Origin of the sequence: Dyella lutea (assembly GCF_024158035.1) — a bacterium.
Classification (GTDB): domain Bacteria; phylum Pseudomonadota; class Gammaproteobacteria; order Xanthomonadales; family Rhodanobacteraceae; genus Dyella_A; species Dyella_A lutea.
Map to the genome: position 1 here is coordinate 377,480 of NZ_JAMZEK010000001.1, position 16,584 is coordinate 394,063.

The 16,584-nt window shown below is 69.1% G+C and carries 17 protein-coding genes; 15 read left to right on the forward strand and 2 right to left on the reverse strand.

Features of this window, described 5'->3' with window-relative positions; genetic code table 11:
- Positions 1 to 43: 43 nt before the first annotated feature.
- Positions 44 to 2,047: a putative bifunctional diguanylate cyclase/phosphodiesterase gene (locus tag NC595_RS01735; protein ID WP_253564461.1), complete on the forward strand. Its 2,004-nt coding sequence runs from the start codon at positions 44 to 46 to the stop codon at positions 2,045 to 2,047.
- Between the two features lie 6 nt (positions 2,048 to 2,053).
- Here the strand turns inward: NC595_RS01735 and NC595_RS01740 are convergent, their stop codons facing one another.
- On the reverse strand, positions 2,054 to 3,538 hold the full coding sequence (locus tag NC595_RS01740; protein ID WP_253564462.1) for a RimK family protein: 1,485 nt from the start codon (positions 3,536 to 3,538) through the stop codon (positions 2,054 to 2,056).
- Between the two features lie 310 nt (positions 3,539 to 3,848).
- On the opposite strand from NC595_RS01740, the gene NC595_RS01745 reads away from it, so the two are divergent.
- Complete coding sequence (locus NC595_RS01745; RefSeq protein WP_253564464.1) at positions 3,849 to 4,307, forward strand: GNAT family N-acetyltransferase; 459 nt, start codon at positions 3,849 to 3,851, stop codon at positions 4,305 to 4,307.
- Here NC595_RS01745 and NC595_RS01750 read toward each other — a convergent pair whose 3' ends face one another.
- Entirely contained in the window at positions 4,308 to 4,994 is a 687-nt protein-coding gene (locus tag NC595_RS01750; protein ID WP_253564466.1) for a hypothetical protein, read from the reverse strand.
- 110 nt (positions 4,995 to 5,104) lie between these two features.
- On the opposite strand from NC595_RS01750, the gene NC595_RS01755 reads away from it, so the two are divergent.
- The 13 genes from NC595_RS01755 to pnuC all read left to right on the forward strand — a co-directional run bounded on the left by NC595_RS01755 (position 5,105) and on the right by pnuC (position 16,574).
- On the forward strand, positions 5,105 to 5,857 hold the full coding sequence (locus NC595_RS01755) for an SEL1-like repeat protein (RefSeq protein ID WP_253564467.1): 753 nt from the start codon (positions 5,105 to 5,107) through the stop codon (positions 5,855 to 5,857).
- A gap of 51 nt (positions 5,858 to 5,908) precedes the next feature.
- The gene (gene lptM, locus NC595_RS01760) at positions 5,909 to 6,109 is read left to right on the forward strand and encodes an LPS translocon maturation chaperone LptM (protein WP_253564469.1); all 201 of its coding nucleotides are present in this window, start codon (positions 5,909 to 5,911) and stop codon (positions 6,107 to 6,109) included.
- A 15-nt stretch (positions 6,110 to 6,124) separates the two neighbouring features.
- Positions 6,125 to 6,958, forward strand: coding sequence for a diaminopimelate epimerase (gene dapF, locus NC595_RS01765; protein ID WP_253564472.1), 834 nt, complete (start codon positions 6,125 to 6,127; stop codon positions 6,956 to 6,958).
- Between the two features lie 99 nt (positions 6,959 to 7,057).
- Entirely contained in the window at positions 7,058 to 7,741 is a 684-nt protein-coding gene (locus NC595_RS01770; protein WP_253564474.1) for a DUF484 family protein, read from the forward strand.
- Positions 7,742 to 7,751: 10 nt separating this feature from the next.
- Entirely contained in the window at positions 7,752 to 8,657 is a 906-nt protein-coding gene (xerC, locus tag NC595_RS01775; RefSeq protein WP_253564475.1) for a tyrosine recombinase XerC, read from the forward strand.
- A gap of 96 nt (positions 8,658 to 8,753) precedes the next feature.
- On the forward strand, positions 8,754 to 9,869 hold the full coding sequence (locus NC595_RS01780) for a glycosyltransferase family 9 protein (protein ID WP_253564476.1): 1,116 nt from the start codon (positions 8,754 to 8,756) through the stop codon (positions 9,867 to 9,869).
- Between the two features lie 79 nt (positions 9,870 to 9,948).
- Positions 9,949 to 10,482, forward strand: coding sequence for an ATP-dependent protease subunit HslV (hslV, locus tag NC595_RS01785; RefSeq protein ID WP_253564477.1), 534 nt, complete (start codon positions 9,949 to 9,951; stop codon positions 10,480 to 10,482).
- A 73-nt stretch (positions 10,483 to 10,555) separates the two neighbouring features.
- Positions 10,556 to 11,896, forward strand: a complete 1,341-nt coding sequence (hslU, locus tag NC595_RS01790; RefSeq protein WP_253564478.1) for an ATP-dependent protease ATPase subunit HslU — start codon at positions 10,556 to 10,558, stop codon at positions 11,894 to 11,896.
- A 37-nt stretch (positions 11,897 to 11,933) separates the two neighbouring features.
- A complete protein-coding gene (locus NC595_RS01795; protein WP_063673418.1) occupies positions 11,934 to 12,548 on the forward strand; it encodes a hypothetical protein in 615 nt (204 codons plus the stop codon).
- A gap of 145 nt (positions 12,549 to 12,693) precedes the next feature.
- Positions 12,694 to 14,412 carry a thiamine pyrophosphate-dependent enzyme gene (locus tag NC595_RS01800; protein WP_253564481.1) on the forward strand — a complete coding sequence of 573 codons (1,719 nt, stop codon included), beginning with the start codon at positions 12,694 to 12,696 and terminating at the stop codon, positions 14,410 to 14,412.
- 220 nt (positions 14,413 to 14,632) lie between these two features.
- The gene (locus NC595_RS01805) at positions 14,633 to 15,043 is read left to right on the forward strand and encodes a hypothetical protein (RefSeq protein WP_253564483.1); all 411 of its coding nucleotides are present in this window, start codon (positions 14,633 to 14,635) and stop codon (positions 15,041 to 15,043) included.
- A gap of 59 nt (positions 15,044 to 15,102) precedes the next feature.
- A complete protein-coding gene (gene rbsK, locus NC595_RS01810; RefSeq protein ID WP_253564484.1) occupies positions 15,103 to 16,002 on the forward strand; it encodes a ribokinase in 900 nt (299 codons plus the stop codon).
- Positions 15,999 to 16,574, forward strand: a complete 576-nt coding sequence (gene pnuC / locus NC595_RS01815; RefSeq protein ID WP_253564486.1) for a nicotinamide riboside transporter PnuC — start codon at positions 15,999 to 16,001, stop codon at positions 16,572 to 16,574. The genes rbsK and pnuC overlap by 4 nt, the downstream gene beginning before the upstream one ends.
- Positions 16,575 to 16,584 lie beyond the last annotated feature (10 nt).

A 16,584-nucleotide genomic window follows, 5' to 3' on the forward strand; every position in this document is an offset into this window, starting at 1 on the left:
ACAGTGCCCGGGGATGCGGCCCCGGGCGTGAACACGGGGCCGCATGGCACTACCTCACAACCTCTGGTTGCCCGCGCTGCTGGGCGCGCTCGCCACCCTGCACGCCTATCTCGCGCTGGACACGATCCCGCGAGTGGCTGCCGCGCGCGGTGCGGTGGCCATGTTGTGGCTGGGGTTCGGCGCGGCGGTGCTGGCGGTCGGTGTGTGGACCACGCAGTACCTCGGCCACGCCGGGACCTCCGGCCTGGGCGGCGCGCGTGCGGCCGTGGCCGGCGGCATCGCCTGGGCGAGCGCCGTGCTGGCGCTGTGCCAGGCCGCACGGGGACGCGCCTGGCTCGCCGGCATTCTGCTCGGCACGGGCCTGGTGCTCGCCACCACCTTCGACCAGCGGCTGGACCGCCCGGGCATGGCCAGTTGCCTCGCGTGCATGCTGCTGCTCGGCGCTGGCGGCGCGATGGCCGCGCTGGCCTGGCGCGAGCGGCGGCCCCCGGCGCCGCGGGTGTGGAGCGCCGCGGTGCTGCTCGGTCTGACCATCGCAGCGCTGCCGGTCGCCGGTAACGCCCTCGCGCCCGACGCGGCGATGCGCCCTCCGGCACAGGTGCCCGGCGCCGCGGCATTCGTGATCTCCGCGCTGGTACTGCTGCTGGCCGCAGTGGTGCAGCTCGCGCAGCGCGAGCTGGCGCGGCAGGCGGCGCAGATCCGCGGCGAACTGGAGTCGGCGCGCCAGGCGCTGGTGCACCAGGCCTTCCACGATGCGCTCACCGCCCTGCCCAACCGCGCCAAGGTGCTCGCGCAGTTGCAGGAGCTGCTGCCGGAGGCGCGACGCGACGGGCAGGACGTGGCGGTGATGTTCATCGACCTGGACGGCTTCAAGTCGATCAACGACACCCTCGGCCACGAGGCCGGCGACGAGTTCCTGCGCCGCGTCGCCGAGGCGCTGAGCGCCAGCGTGCGCCCGCGCGACACGGTGGCCCGCTTCGGCGGCGACGAGTTCGTGGTGGTGCTGGAACGGTTCCGCAACCGCGAGAACCTCGGCGCGATCTGCGAGAAGATCCTCGCCCGCGTCGGCGCCCCGGTGCTGGTGGCCGGGCAGAAGGTGACCGCTACGCCCAGCATCGGCGTGGCGGTGTTCCCCGACGATGGCGCCGAGCCCACCGAACTGCTGCGCCACGCCGACATCGCCATGTACGCCGCCAAGGAGCGGGGCAAGGCCGGCTTTTGCTTCTACGAACCGCAGATGATCGCCCGCGCCAGCGAGCGGCTGGCGCTGTCCACCGACCTGCGCGAGGGTCTGGGCCGCGACGAGCTGCGCGTGTGCTACCAGCCGAAGGTGGACCTGCGCTCGCGTCGGCTGGTCGGGCTGGAGGCGCTGGCGCGCTGGGCGCATCCGACCCGCGGGCACCTGCCGCCGTCGATGTTCATCCCGCTGGCCGAGGACTGCGGCCTGATCGCCCGTCTCGGCGAACGCGTGGTGCGCGAGGTGGCCGGGCAGATCGCGCGCTGGCGCGCCGAGGGCCTGCCGCTGGTGCCGGTGGCGATCAACCTGTCGATGCAGGAGATCCAGGGCGTCAACTTCGTGCCGTCGCTGCTGCGCACGCTTGCCGAGGCCGGACTGGACCGCCACGCGATCGAGTTCGAGATCACCGAGACCGCGGCGATGACCGACGTACACACCACGCTGCGCCACCTGCGCGAACTGGAAGCGCTCGGCTTCCGCATCGCCATCGACGACTTCGGCACCGGCTTCTCCAGCCTCAGCCACCTGCGCCAGCTGCCGGCGCGCACGATCAAGATCGACCAGTCGTTCGTGCACGGCGCAGACGCCTCGCACCACGACCGCGAGATCACCGAGGCGATCATCGCGCTGGCCCGCAAGCTGCGCCTGCACACCGTGGCCGAGGGCGTGGAGAGCGAACAGCAGGCGCGCTGGCTGGTGCAGGCCGGCTGCGACATCGGCCAGGGCTATCTGTTCGGACGGCCGCTGCCGCCGGGCGAGACGGCGACCCTGCTGGCCGCGGGGTTCGCCGGCGCGCCGATCGACGCCTGAGCCGGCTCAGCGGCCGATGCCCAGCCGCTTGTGCTCCAGCCGGCGCAGGAACTCCTGCATGATCCGGCGATACAGGTCCTCGCCGAGGTAGACGTCCTCGACGCCGGCGTCGATCGACGGGTTGTCGTTCACCTCGATCACCACCGGCTTGCCGTTGACCTGCTTCAGGTCCACGCCATACAGGCCGTCACCGACCGCGTGGGTGGCCTTGAGCGCCAGCTTCAGGACGTCCGACGGCACGTCGCGCACCGGGATCGTCTCGAACCCGCCTGACTTGGCGGTGCCCTTCGCGCCGTGGTTGTAGATCTGCCAGTGGCCGCGCGACATGTAGTACTTGCACGCGTACAGCGGCTCGCGGTTGAGCACGCCGATGCGCCAGTCGAACTCGGTGTAGAGGAACTCCTGCGCCAGCAGCAGCGCGCTGTGCTGGAACAGCTCGCCGGCGGCCTTCTCCAGCGCCGCGGCGTCCTCCACCTTCACCACGCCGCGCGAGAACGAGCCGTCCGGGATCTTCAGCACGATCGGGAAGCCGAGCTTCTCGCCGATCTCCTTCAGTCCCTTGGTGTTCTCGCGGTAGAGGATCTCCGTGCGCGGCACCGCCAGTTTGCGCGAGACCATCAGGTCGTTGAGGAAGATCTTGTTCGTGCAGCGCAGGATCGAGGCGGGGTCGTCGATCACCACCATGCCCTCCTTCTCCGCGCGGTGGGCGAAGCGGTAGGTGTGGTTGTCGCTGGCGGTGGTCTCGCGGATGAACAGGCCGTCGTACTCGGCCAGGCGCTGGTAGTCGTTCTTGCCGATCGGATCGACCTCGATGCCGAGCTCCTTGCCGGCCTCGACGAAGGACTTCAGCGCCTTCTTGTTCGACGGCGGCATCGCCTCGTTCGGATCGACCAGCATGGCGATGTCGTAGCGGTAGCGCTTGCGCGCCCGCGGCTTGCGCCAGAGCTTCTTGGAGAAGCGGTCCAGCTCGGCGGCAAAGGCGTCTTCCTGGGCGTCGTCCAGCGTGTGCAGGCCGACCGGCTTGATCGAGGCGACCTGCCACACGCGCTCGCGCTCGAACTCGATCCGCAGCAGCGGGCAGGGGAACATCTCGAACACCTGGCGCGACAGATCCTGCAGCGCGGGGTAGGCAGTCTCGCCGAAGTACACCAGGATGCCGAAGTCGGTGGTGTCGCGACCGCCGGCCGGCAGGAAGTGGGTGAGCTTGCTGTTGAGGTCGTCGATGTCCAGGCCGTACAGCGAGCGCCGGCGCAGGTCGTTGATGGTGCGCACCGAGGGCATCACGCGGTGCCCGCGCGCCTCGGCCAGCAGCGACACGTAGTAGCCGGTGCCCAGGTACTTGTAGCTGCGGCACAGGTTGATGACGTGGGTGCGCTCGTCGTCGGTGCCGATCGGCTCGCGCAGGTAGTCCATCGCGCTGACCACGTCCACCGACGGGTAGTACGAGCCCCAGTCCGAGGCTTTCTCCACAACGATGACCAGGCGGGTCATGACACCTCGAGAACACGCGTGAGAGGGAGGCCCCGTCGCAGGCCGTGAGCGGGCGGCGCGGCACAAGGCGCGCAGTTTGGCATAGCGCCGCGGGCGTACAAACCGGTCCACTGAAGGACGACTAAACCGCCTGTGGCCAAGCCAGCCGGACCGGTGCAGCGCAAGCGTCGCTGCACTAAAGTGCCGCGCTCGTCACGGCTGCCCCACACCCGTGGCGCGAACCTTCGCGCTTTCCCTGTCTGGATCGACCGCCCTGAACAGAGCTACCCGCCCCGCCCATGACGCCGCGCCTGCGCCCGCCACCGCTGACGTGCGCGTGCGACGCGCCGAGCTGTCCGACCTGGACGACCTGGTGGCACTGGAAGACGCCACCTTCGACAGCGACCGCATGAGCCGGGTGCAGTATCGCCGCCACCTGGACAGCGGAAGCGCCAGCATACTGGTGGCCAGTGCCAACCATCGGCGCTTCCTCGGCACGGCCGTGGTGTTCTTCCGCAAGGGCAGCCGGGTCGCTCGACTGTATTCGCTGGCCAGCCGGCCCGAGGCGCGCGGCAAGGGGGTCGGATCGGCGCTGCTGGCGGCAGCCGAGCGCACTGCACGCCAGCGCGGCTGCACCGAACTGCGGCTGGAAGTGCGTACCGACAACGCCAGCGCGATCCGCCTGTACGAGCGACTCGGCTACCAGCGCTTCGCCCGCATCGATGGCTACTACGAGGACGGCGCGGACGCCTGGCGCTACGCGCGGCCGCTGGACGCGGCGACGCGCTGACTAGCGCAGCAGTTCCTGCATCCGCTGTGCGGTCGCGTCGTCCGGACGAGCCACCAGCGCGCCGGTGCGCATCATGGACACCTCGTAGTGGCCCCGGTCGACCAGCGGCAGGAACGCGCCGCTGCCGAACACGGCATCCACTTCGGGTAGCCAGCCGGGCAGCTCCTTGCGCAGGGTCAGCAGGTCGAAGCCACCGGAGGGAGCGAAGTCGATTACCGTACGCGGCGCCTCCTGCTCCTGGCGGGCATCGTCATAGCGACCGTCGATGCGGTCGAGCCGGTATACCGGCGGGGCGCCGGCGAGCAGCGCCGGCAGCTTCCACTTCAGCACGATCGCCTCGACCCGGAAGGCATCGCCGGCCACCTCGACCACCCGCGAGCTGCCGTCCGGCCAGGTCAGGGTGAGCGCCCAGCGCTGGGGCGACAGGATGCGTGCGTCGACCGCCACCACCGGCACTTCGGCGACCAGCTTGCGGTAACCCCGCAAGCTCCATCCCAGCGTGAACGAGCCCAGTGCCAGCACCAGCCAGGCCAGAGTCAGCACGAGCGCCAGCGAGGCACGCAGGTGCCGCCGGTCTCGCCAGTGACGACGGCCACCCGCGGCAGCGGTCAACGCCAACAGCAGCAGCGCGGCGGCGACCACGAACAGCAGGGTGGCAGGCAGAGCGAGCAGATGCTCCCAGTTCACGGATCACTCCAGCGACAGGACAGGTTCAGGCCGTGACCATCGGCGTGTTGCCGGCCGCGACTCCCGGGCGTAGGTTAGCCGATGCTCCCCAGCGACCAAGGAGGTTCGCCATGCGCAGGATGTGTGTTGCCGTTTTCGTGCTGGCCGGGACGGCCGGTTTCGCCCAAGCCGCCAGCCAGCCACCGAAGCCACCGGAAGATCCCCAGGTGCGCGCCCTGCTCGACGGCATGGCCGAAGCGAGCACCTGGGGACATCCCGACCAGTTCGGCCAGTACCAGGGCATGGTTGCCTACTCGCACGGCCGCTACGCGGCGGCGATGCGGCTGTTCACCATCGGCGCCTATTACGCCGACAAGGTGTCCCAGCTCAGCATCGGCCTGATGTATCTCAACGGCCAGGGCGTCGCGCGCGATCCGGTGAAAGCCTGGGCGTGGACGGCACTGGCCGCCGAGCGCGGTTATCCCCGTTTCGAGGCGACCCGCGACGGCATCTGGAAGAACCTGTCCAGCGACCAGCGCAAGCAGGCATTGGCGATGCGCGACGAGTTGGCCAGGACCTATGCCGACGTGCACGCGAAGCCGCGGATGATCGGGGAGTTGCGTTATTACCGCACCCAGCTCACCGGCTCGCGCCTGGGCGACGATCCCGGCGTGCATACGGTAGCGGTCGGGCCGTCGCAGACCGAGGGCGTGAATTGCATGCGCGCAGCCCGGGTCGGGTTGCGTGGGGCAGGGTGTGGCAGCGCGGACATGGCCTCGCCCGAACAATGGGACCCGAAGCTCTACTTCAAGGTGCGCGACGCGCAGTACGAGGGCACGGTGACCGTCGGCGAGGCCCAGCGGGACACCAGCAGCAAGCCCTGACCGGCAGCGGCGGATGGCTATACTCGCGGTCTCTTATTCGAGGAATCCCGCATGCGCCGTCTGCTCCTGCCCACCCTGGCCGCCCTGTCCGCAGCCGCCTTGGCTGGTTGCGGCAACAAGGGTCCGCTGGTGCTGCCCGCGAGGCCGGTGGCGCCCGCCTCCGCCACGAGCGTGCCGGTGACTCCCGCTGGCGCAAGCAGCTCGTCGCCGGCGCCGGCGACGAGCGCGCCGGCATCGACCGGCTCGCGCTGAAGCGGCTCCCGGCGCATGAAGCTGCGCTTTTCCAAGATGCACGGCATCGGCAACGACTTCGTCGTGCTCGACCGCCGAAACGATCCTTCCGTCCCGGATGTCGCGTTGGTCCGCGCCATGGCGGATCGTCGCAAAGGCGTTGGTTTCGACCAGCTGCTGACCATCGAGCCGGCGCGCGATCCGTCCTGCGCCTTCTATTACGGCATCTGGAATGCCGACGGCTCGCCGTCCGGCCAGTGCGGCAATGGCGCGCGCTGCGTCGCTGCCTGGCTGCACCGCGCCGGGGCGCTACCGCTGGGCCGGACGGTGCGGCTGGAGAGTCCGTCCGGCCCGGTCGCGGTGCAGCTGCAGGCTCCGCTGGACGTGGCGGTGGACATGGGCGAACCGGCTTTCCAGCCGTCGCGCATACCGTTCCAGCGCGCGCGCGACGTCGACAGTCATCCGCTCATCGTGGGCAGCGACACGCTGACCATCGGCGTGGCATCGATGGGCAATCCGCACGCGGTGCTGCTGGTGGAAGACACCGATGCCCCGAGGGTGGATGCGCTGGGGCCGCGCATCACCACGCACCCGGATTTTCCGCAACAGGTCAACGCAGGCTTCGCCCAGCCGCTGGCGCGCGACCACATCCGGCTGCGCGTGCACGAACGCGGTGCCGGCTGGACGCTGGCCTGCGGCACCGGGGCCTGTGCGGCGATGGCGGTGCTGCGGCGGCGTGGCCTGGTGGACACCGAAGTACGCGTGGATCTGCCCGGCGGCTCGCTCACGATCACCTGGTCCGGCCCCGGCCACACGCTGTGGATGCGCGGTCCGGCCGCCTTCGTGTTCGAGGGCGAGTGGCCGGCGTGACGCAGCGTTGATGTTCGCCGGCGCAGGTCGCAGACTCGGTGCGTTCGCGCGGCGAAAGATGCTGCGCCCTGTCCCCGACGTGCCCGAGGATCGACCCGCATGACCGACAGCGTGACCGAGCCGACGCTGCAGCCCGAGCAGGTGGCCGCCTACCTGCGCCGCCACCCCGACTTCCTGACCGACTATCCCGACCTTGCCGCGAAACTCACGCTGCCCCGCGAGCAGGGGGCTGCCGCGTCGCTGGCCGTGTACCAGCTGCAGAGCCTGCGCGAGAAGAACGCCGAACTCGAGGGCCGGCTGGCCGAGCTGATCGCCATCGCCAGCGAGAACGAAACGCTGATGAAGCGGGTGCACGACCTGACCATCACCCTGCTGCGCGCCAACACGCCCGAGGTTACCGCGCGCAGCGTGATCGCCAAGCTCAGCGCCGACTTCCAGACCGAGCAGGTCCGGCTGGTGCTGTTCGGACCGGCCACGCTGCCGCCCGCGGACTGGCTGGTGCACGTGCCGGAGGGGCGTGGGGGGTTGCCGGAGTTCGCGGACTTCCTGGCCCACCACGAGCCGATCGCCGGACGCCTGTCGGCCGAACGCCTGTATCGGCTGTTCGGTCAGCGTGCGGAAAACGTGCGCTCTGCGGCAGTGATGCCGCTGGGCGAACTGGGCCTGCTGGCGATCGGCTCGAGCAATCCCGATCATTTCCAGCCGGGCATGGGCACGCTGTTCCTGAAGATGATCGCCACCACGATCACCGCCGCGCTCGCGCGGGCACGCGACATCGGCTGAGTCCGTCGCCATGACCCGGACATCGGCCGCCCCCGCCCGATCGCAGGTGGAGGCGTGGCTGGCACGGCTGGCCGACGAACGGCAGGCATCGCCACATACCCTGGCCGGCTACCGGCGCGATCTGGACAAGCTGCTGCGCTACATGAAGGCACAGGATTTGGCCGGCTTCGACCGGCTCGACGTCCACGCCATGCGCCGTTTCGTCGCCGCCGAACACCGCGCCGGACTCTCGCCGAAAAGCCTGCAGCGCCTGCTTTCGGCCTGTCGCAGCCTGTTTCGCCACCTCACACGGGAGGGTCGGCTCGACCACGACCCCGCACTCGGGGTACGGGGACCCAAGGTGCACCGCAAGTTGCCGCAGGTGCTCGATGTGGACGAAGCGGCCAGCCTGATCGAACACGGCGGGCAGGAAGGCCCGCTTGGTCTGCGCGACCGGGCCATGCTGGAGCTGTTCTATTCCTCCGGCCTGCGTCTGTCCGAACTGTGCGGGCTGCACTGGCAGGACCTGGACCTGGAGGGGGGCGAGGTGCGCGTGCTCGGCAAAGGCCGCAAGACCCGCATCGTGCCGGTGGGCCGCCAGGCGGTGGAAGCGTTGCGGGCGCTGGCTGCCGCCGAAGGCATGAGCCCTGCCTCGCCGGTGTTCCGGGGCAGAGCGGGCGCGCCGATCAGCCCCCGGACGGTGCAGGCCCGCCTGAAGACGCTGGCGCTGCAGCAGGGGAGCGCCAAGCGCGTCCATCCCCACTTGCTGCGGCACACCTTCGCCAGCCACATGCTGGAGTCTTCCGGCGACCTGCGAGCGGTGCAGGAGTTGCTCGGCCATGCCGACATCGCCACCACGCAGATCTATACCCACCTGGATTTCCAGCATCTGGCCCGCGTCTACGACGCGGCCCATCCGCGTGCCAAACGCAAGTAAATCCGGCGGCGAAAGGTTGGCGACGGAATGACGCAAGCGGCCTGAAAGCAGGGAACGTGGACACTCCCGGACACCCTCCGCTCAGCATGGCTGCCGATGGTTCCCGTCGTCTCCCCGGACAACCCGTTGGCACAATCCCCCGCATCCCGGGAGTTCGGACCGTCGTCACCGCCCATGACAGGTGGACGCGTACCGGTCGGCGGGCTGGCTTGCCGCGGCATCCACCGGATCCTGGTGCTTCGCCCCAACCACCGGCTGGGCAACACGCTGCTGATCACGCCGCTGCTGTGCGAACTCGAGCGCTATTTCCCGGGCGCCGAGGTCGACGTGGTCACCGGTTGCGAGGCCGCCCCGGACATCTTTGCCGGCTTTCGCCAGGTCCGCCGCATCTATCAGCTCACCCGCCGCCCTGGTCACCATCCCTGGCGCCTGTGGCGGGCGATCCGTTCGATGCGTCGCGCCCGCTACGACCTCGCTATCGACTGCGTGAAGGGGTCGCACTCCGCCCGCCTGCTCATGCGCTGGAGCGGCGCACGACATTGGATAGCACCGCCATTCGATGCCCGGGATCAGCGCCAGGCCGGCCCTGCGTGGCAGGCGGTGTGGTCGAGCGCCCCGGGCCATTTCGCCCTCGATGCGGTGCACGCGCTGCGGCATGCGCTCGTGGCCGGGGCGGGCGCCCCGGAACGTCCGCAGCCCCGGTTGTGCATGAAACTGCGCGCCGATGAAATACAGGACGGACGCGCCACGCTCGACAATCTGCTCGAACAGGCGCCCCCCCGCGGGCCGGTGGTGGCGATCTTTCCCAATGCCACGGGCAACAAACGACTGCCCGGCAAGTGGTGGCAGCAGTTCATTGAGGCGCTGCAGCAACACGATCCTTCACTGCGCTTCATCGAAATGGTGGCTGCGCACGGCTGCTCGCAGCTCGAGGGAAAGCTGCCGGCCTACTTTTCCAGCGATGTGCGCCGGATGGCGACACTCATCCGCCAATGCGACGGCTACATCAGTGGCGACTGCGGCGTGATGCATCTGGCCTGCGCCAGCGGCACGCCCACGTTGGGCCTGTTCACCCGGCCCAATCTGGAGCGCTACCGACCATACGGCCCGCTCGACGGCGCCATCGCCGTCGATCCGTCCGACGTGGCGCCAGCCGTCGCGGCCGCGAAATCCTTCCTGGATGCCCTGTCCGAAAGCCGGGCCGTGAACTAAGCGCGGGCTGGACTCGCCGCGCTTGCAATCGCCAGCTCCGAACCCCACTGAGACCGTTCGTCTGTCTCGCGGAGCTGCCATGGAATCGTTCCACGCCACCACCATCGTCTCGGTGCGCCGCCACGGCAAGGTCGTGATCGGCGGCGACGGTCAGGTGACCCTGGGGCACACGGTGATGAAGGCCAACGCCCGCAAGATCCGCCGGCTCGGCAAAGGTGACGTGCTGGCTGGTTTCGCCGGTGCCACCGCCGATGCGTTCACTCTGTTCGAGCTGTTCGAGCAGAAGCTCGAAAAGCACGGCAACAACCTCACCCGCGCCGCGGTGGAGATGGCCAAGGATTGGCGCACTGACCGTCGCTATGGAAAGCTCGAGGCGATGCTGGCGGTGGCCGACAAGGACACCTCGCTGCTGATTTCCGGCAACGGCGACGTGCTGGAGCCCGAGCAAGGCCTGATCGCGATCGGCTCAGGCGGACCCTACGCCCAGTCCGCGGCGCTCGCGCTGCTGGAGAACTCCGACCTCGATGCCCGCAACATCGTCGAGAAATCGCTGAAGATCGCCGGCGACATCTGCATCTACACCAACCACAACGCGGTGATCGAAGAGCTCTGAGCGCTCCCCGCTGCCGCCGTTCCGGCCCCGGGCCGGGACGGCGGTCCCGCCAGTCCCCACCGACCGGTGCCCCATGTCCGAACTCACCCCCCGCGAAATCGTCAACGAACTCGACCGTTACATCATCGGCCAGCACGACGCCAAGCGTGCCGTGGCGGTGGCCCTGCGCAGCCGCTGGCGCCGCATGCAGCTGGAACCGGCGATGCGCAACGAGGTGACGCCGAAGAACATCCTGATGATCGGCCCCACCGGGGTAGGCAAGACCGAGATCGCGCGGCGCCTGGCCACGCTGGCCAACGCGCCGTTCGTCAAGGTCGAGGCGACCAAGTTCACCGAGGTCGGCTACGTCGGCAAGGACGTCGAGTCGATCATCCGCGACCTCGCCGACGTGGCCTACAAGCTGACCCGCGAGCAGGCGGTCAAGCGCGTACGCACCCAGGCCGAGGACCGTGCCGAGGACCGCATCCTCGACGCCCTGCTGCCACGCCGCCAGGCGCCGGCCGACTGGAGCCACGACACTGCAGCCACGCCGTCGATCGACAGCGACACCCGGCAGAAGCTGCGCAAGCAGCTGCGCGAGGGCGTGTTGGACGAACGCGAGATCGAGCTGGAGACAGCGATGAACGTGGGCGTGGAGATCATGTCGCCACCGGGCATGGAGGAGATGGGCGCCCAGCTGCGCCAGATGTTCCAGAACCTCGGCGGCGCCAAGACGCAGAAGCGCAAACTGGCGATCAGGGCGGCACGGCCGCTGCTGATCGACGAGGAAGCGGGCAAGCTGCTCAACGACGAGGAGATCCGTGCCCAGGCCGTGGAAGCCGCCGAGCAGCACGGCATCGTCTTCATCGACGAGATCGACAAGGTCGCCCAGCGCAGCGACTACGGCCACTCCGGCGTCAGCCGCGAGGGCGTGCAGCGCGACCTGCTGCCGCTGGTCGAGGGCTCCACCGTGTCGACCAAGTACGGTCCGATCAAGACCGACCACATGCTGTTCATCGCCTCGGGCGCGTTCTCGCTGGCCAAGCCTTCGGACCTGATTCCCGAGCTGCAGGGCCGGCTGCCGATCCGGGTCGAGCTGTCGGCGCTGTCGGTGGACGACTTCAAGCGGATCCTGCGCGAGCCGAACAACGCGCTGACCAAGCAATACGTCGCTCTGCTGGCAACCGAGGGCGTGACGGTGGAATTCGCCGGGTCGGGGATCGACCGGCTGGCCGAGGTGGCCTTCCAGGTGAACGAGCGCACCGAGAACATCGGCGCCCGCCGCCTGCACACCGTGATGGAGCGCCTGCTGGAGAGCATCTCGTACGAGGCTGCGGACAAGAGCGGCGAAAAATACCTGATCAACGACGAATTTGTAGACAAAACGCTCGGTAGTCTCGTCGAGGACCAGGATCTGAGCCGCTACATACTCTGAACAAGCCGGGCTGTCCCAGTCTGCTAAAATGATTGCCATGGGCAAGGTCATCGAACTCAAAATCACCGGTCAGCGGGCGCAGTTGCGTGAAGCGCAGCAGCGGCAGCAACTGGTGCGGCTGTGGCGCGGCGACCTGGAACACGGCAGCTTCTGCGGCTACGTGGCCGGCGTGGGGCGGGAGTTCTTCCTGCTCTGGGTGGTCGGTGATGCCATCACCTACGATGGCTTGTACGTGATGCGCCACCGCGACGTCACCGAGCTGGAGGCGCCGGATGCGCACCACTCGTTCATCGAACGCGCGCTGGCGGTCAAGCACATCGTGCCGCGGGTGCCACGCCAGTTCCCCCTGGACGGCATCCGCGAGGTAGTGCAGGCCGCCGGCCTGCTCTCGCCGGTGGTCGGCGTGCACGTGGACAGCGAGGAGGAGTCGGAGGTCTGCTACGTCGGGCGGGTACTCGGCGTGGAGGAAGACGGCTTCAACATGCAGGAAATCACTCCGGACGCGGAGTGGCTGCGAGAGCCCTCGTTTTTCGCCTGGGACGAGGTATCGACCATCAGCATCCAGGATGGCTACGCACAGTCTTTGCTGGCCGTGGCCGGCGATCCGCCACCGTTGGAGCAGGGCGATTCCGGCGTCGGTCGCGCACAGTAAGGCCGCCACACCAGCGCCACACGAAGCCCACCGGAAACGGTGGGCTTTTTCGTGCGCGCCCTCCGGACGATGGCGGCAACGTTCACTCCCGCTTGCCGGGACCGGCGTTGCAATGGGGCGATCGCCCATCGACGCGGAGTGCCCCATGTCCAGGAAGAAGGTCGCCGACATCATCATCGAGACGCTGGCCGAGGCCGGCGTGCAGCGCTGCTACGGTATCGTGGGTGACACGCTGAACCACATCACCGATGCGATCCGCCGCAGTCCGATCGCCTGGGTGCACATGCGGCACGAAGAGGCCGGCGCCATGGCCGCGGGCGGGGAGGCGCTGATCACCGGACGGCTGACGGCCTGTGCCGGTACCTGTGGACCGGGCAGCCTGCACTTCGTCAACGGGTTGTTCGAGGCTCATCGCAATCGCGCACCGGTGGTGCTGATCGCCACCCAGGTGGCGACCGCCGAGATGGGCATGGACTTCCCGCAGGAAGTGGATCTGAAGGCGATCTACGACACCTGCAGTCACTTTTGCAGCTACATCCATCATCCGGCGCAGGCGCGCAGGGTCACCGCGCAGGCCGCGCAGGCGGCACTGAACCGCCGCGGTGCGGCGGTGATCATCGTGCCCGGCGACATCAGCAGCGCCGAGGTGGACGAGGGCCTGCCGTTCCGGCCGCACCAGCCGCAGCCGGTGCTGCGTCCCAGCGACGCCGAACTGGATGCGATCGCCGAACGGCTCAACGCCGGCAAGCGCGTGACGATCTACTGCGGCTCCGGCTGCGAGGGTGCGCACGACGAAGTGGTCGCACTGGCCGAGAAGATCCAGGCGCCGGTGGCGCATACCTCGCGCGCCAAGGATTTCATCGAGCCGGACAACCCCTACAACGTCGGCATGACCGGCATCATCGGTGAACCCTCGGGATTCCGCGCGATCGACGCCTGCGACACCTTGCTGCTGCTCGGTGCGGACTTCGCCTGGAGCCAGTTCTACCCACATGAGGCCACCCTGATCCAGGTCGACAGCGACGCCACCCACCTGGGCCGCCGCCATCCCGTCGACCTAGCAGTGGTCGGCCACGTGCGCGAGACGCTGCAGGCGTTGTTGCCACGGTTGCATCCGCGTGAGGATCACGCCTTCCTGCGCAACAGCCTGCGCCTTCGCGCCGACACGCGCGGGCGCGAGCGGGGCGAAGAGCATGCCGGTCACGACGGGCTGGTCCATCCGCAGTACCTGACGGCACTGATCGATCGCCACGCCGACGACGATGCGGTGTTCACGGCCGATGGCGGCAGCCCGATGGTGTGGCTGTTGCGGCATGTGCGCAGCAACGGCCGGCGACGGACGCTCACCAGCCTGGTCCACGGCACCATGGCGAACGCGATGCCCTCGGCGCTCGGCATCAAGAAGGCCCTGCCGCAGCGGCAGGTGATCGCGTTGTGCGGCGATGGCGGCCTGGCCATGCTGCTGGGCGACCTGCTCACCGCCGTGCAGGAAGACATCCCGATCAAGGTGGTCGTCTACAACAACGGTTCGCTCGGCTTCGTCGAGATGGAGCAGAAGGTGGAAGGTCTGCTCGACGCCTATACCGACCTGAAGAACCCCGACTTCGCCCGTCTCGCCGACGCAATGGGCATCTACGGCCGGCGGGTGGAAGGCGCAGACACGCTGGAGGAGGCGATCCAGGACGTGCTGTCGCGACCCGGGCCGGCCCTGATCGACGTGAGGGTCAACCGCTACGAACTGGTGATGCCGCCGAAGATCGAACCCGGCCAGGTGCTGCATACCGCGCTTTATTCGGCCAAGGCCGTGCTGAGCGGTCGCGGCGACGAGGTGGGCGAGCTGCTGCGCAGCAACTTCCTCGACTGAAGGTCGGCTGGGAGCGACGCCTTGCCCGCCGCCCGGGCAGCACCGGCGGGCCGCCGCAGCCTGGCGCCGCGTTCGGCTGCGCCAGTGGTTCCCGCCCGGCAGCCGTCTCGCGGACCAGCGGCCGGGATGGCCCGCTACCTCAAGGGAAGCGCCGCCTGAGCGGGTCAACCCACCGCACGGAAGGGCGTTCGGGAGGAACCTTCCCACGCAGGAGCCGGCCATGTCCCGTCCGCTGATATTCATCGCACTGCTCGGCTTCGGCCTGGTGTCCGTCCAGGCCATGGCGCAGGATGCATCCACCACGCCGCCCGCCGGTGCCCGTGTCGAAAAGGATCCGCAGCGCCAGGTCCGGCACCTCAGCCGCCTGCTCGACCTGAGCCCGCAGCAGGCCGCCGCATTGGCGCCGGTGATCGCGCAACGCCAGCAGCAGCTGGCCCAGTTGCGGCAGGACCCGTCGATGGACAAGCGGGTGCGACGCGACCGGCTCCGCTCGATCCAGCGCGACACCGACGCGCAGATCCAGTCGGTGCTGACCGACAGCCAGAAGCAGAAGTACGCGCAGTGGAAGCAGCAACTGCAGGAACGCCGTCAGCAGAAACGGCAGGGCAGCAGCGCCGCGGACGGCGAGTAGGCACGGCACGCGATCGGCATCGCGTATGCTGGACGGCCTGATCGCTTTCCGGAGTGCGCATGACCCGCATCGTCGTCGTGGGCAGCATCAACATGGATCTGGTGACGCTGGCGCCGCGCTTCCCCGCGGCGGGGGAGACGCTGCTGGGCGAACGCTTCCTCACCGTGCCGGGCGGCAAGGGCGCCAACCAGGCGGTAGCGGCGGCGCGACTCGGCGCGGAAGTGGCGCTGGTCGGCGCGCTGGGACGCGACGCGTTCGGCGAACAGCTCGCCCGCGGGCTGTCCGAGGAAGGCGTGGACACGACCCACGTGGCGTGGCGTGATGACGTCGGCAGCGGCACGGCATCGATCACCGTGGCCGAAGGCGACAACCAGATCGTCGTGGTTCCGGCCGCCAACGCCCATGTCACACCGGCCCAGGTCGAGGCCGCGCGGGCGCACATCGAGCGCGCCGACGCGGTGCTGGTGCAGATGGAAATTCCGCTGGAAAGCGTCGAGGCGACCGTCCGGCTCGGCCGGTCGCTCGACGTGCCGGTGATCCTCAACCCGGCGCCGGCCCAGCCGCTGCCGACGGAATGGCTGGCAAGAGTGCGCTACCTCACGCCCAACCAGCATGAACTGGCGACCGTGCTCGGTGACGAGGGCCGGACCGACTTCCGCGAACTGATACGGCGCGCGCCCTGCCCCGTGGTACTGACCCGGGGCGGCGAGGGCGCGTGGTACCGCGAGCAGGGCGAACCGCGGCACCAGGCCGGGTTCGCCGTGGACGTGGTCGACACCACCGGCGCCGGCGATACCTTCAATGGTGCGCTGGCGGTGTTCCTGCGCGAGGGACTCGAGACCGCCGTGCGCAAGGCCTGCGCCGCTGCCGCACTGTCGGTGACCCGGCTCGGCGCCCAGGGCGGCATGCCCCGCCGGGTCGAGCTTGATGCGTTTCTCGCCGGCCAGGCCAGCGCGTGAGTGCGTTGGAGATCGCTGCCAACGTGCTGGCCGGGGCGTCGATCCTGCTGGCCGGACGCAACAGCGTGCACACCTGGTGGACCGGCATCGTGGGTTGCAGCCTGTTCGCCATCGTGTTCCTGCACAGCCGGCTGTATGCCGACGTGGTGCTGCAGGCGTTCTTCGTCGGCACCAGCGTCGTCGGCTGGTGGCAATGGCTGCACGGCCGCGACGGCGAGCAACTGCCGGTGACCGACCTGCCGCCGCGTCACCTTCTCGGACAGATGCTGGCGGGCGCCGCCGGGGCCGCGCTCTATGGCCTGCTGCTGCGCCGCTTCACCAATGCCTACGCGCCGTTCCTGGACTCGACCGTGCTCGCCTTCAGCATCGTCGCGCAGTTGCTGATGATGCGTCGGCGCGTACAGAACTGGCCGTTCTGGCTGCTGGTCAACTCGATCGCCGTACCGTTGTATTTCAGCCGCGGTCTGTACCTCACCTCGGCGCTGTACGCGGTGTACTGGATCAACGCGCTGGTGTCATGGCGGCACTGGCGCCGCTTGCGCGAGGCAACGGCGGGGCTCGCCATCGCCTGATCCGCGGCGC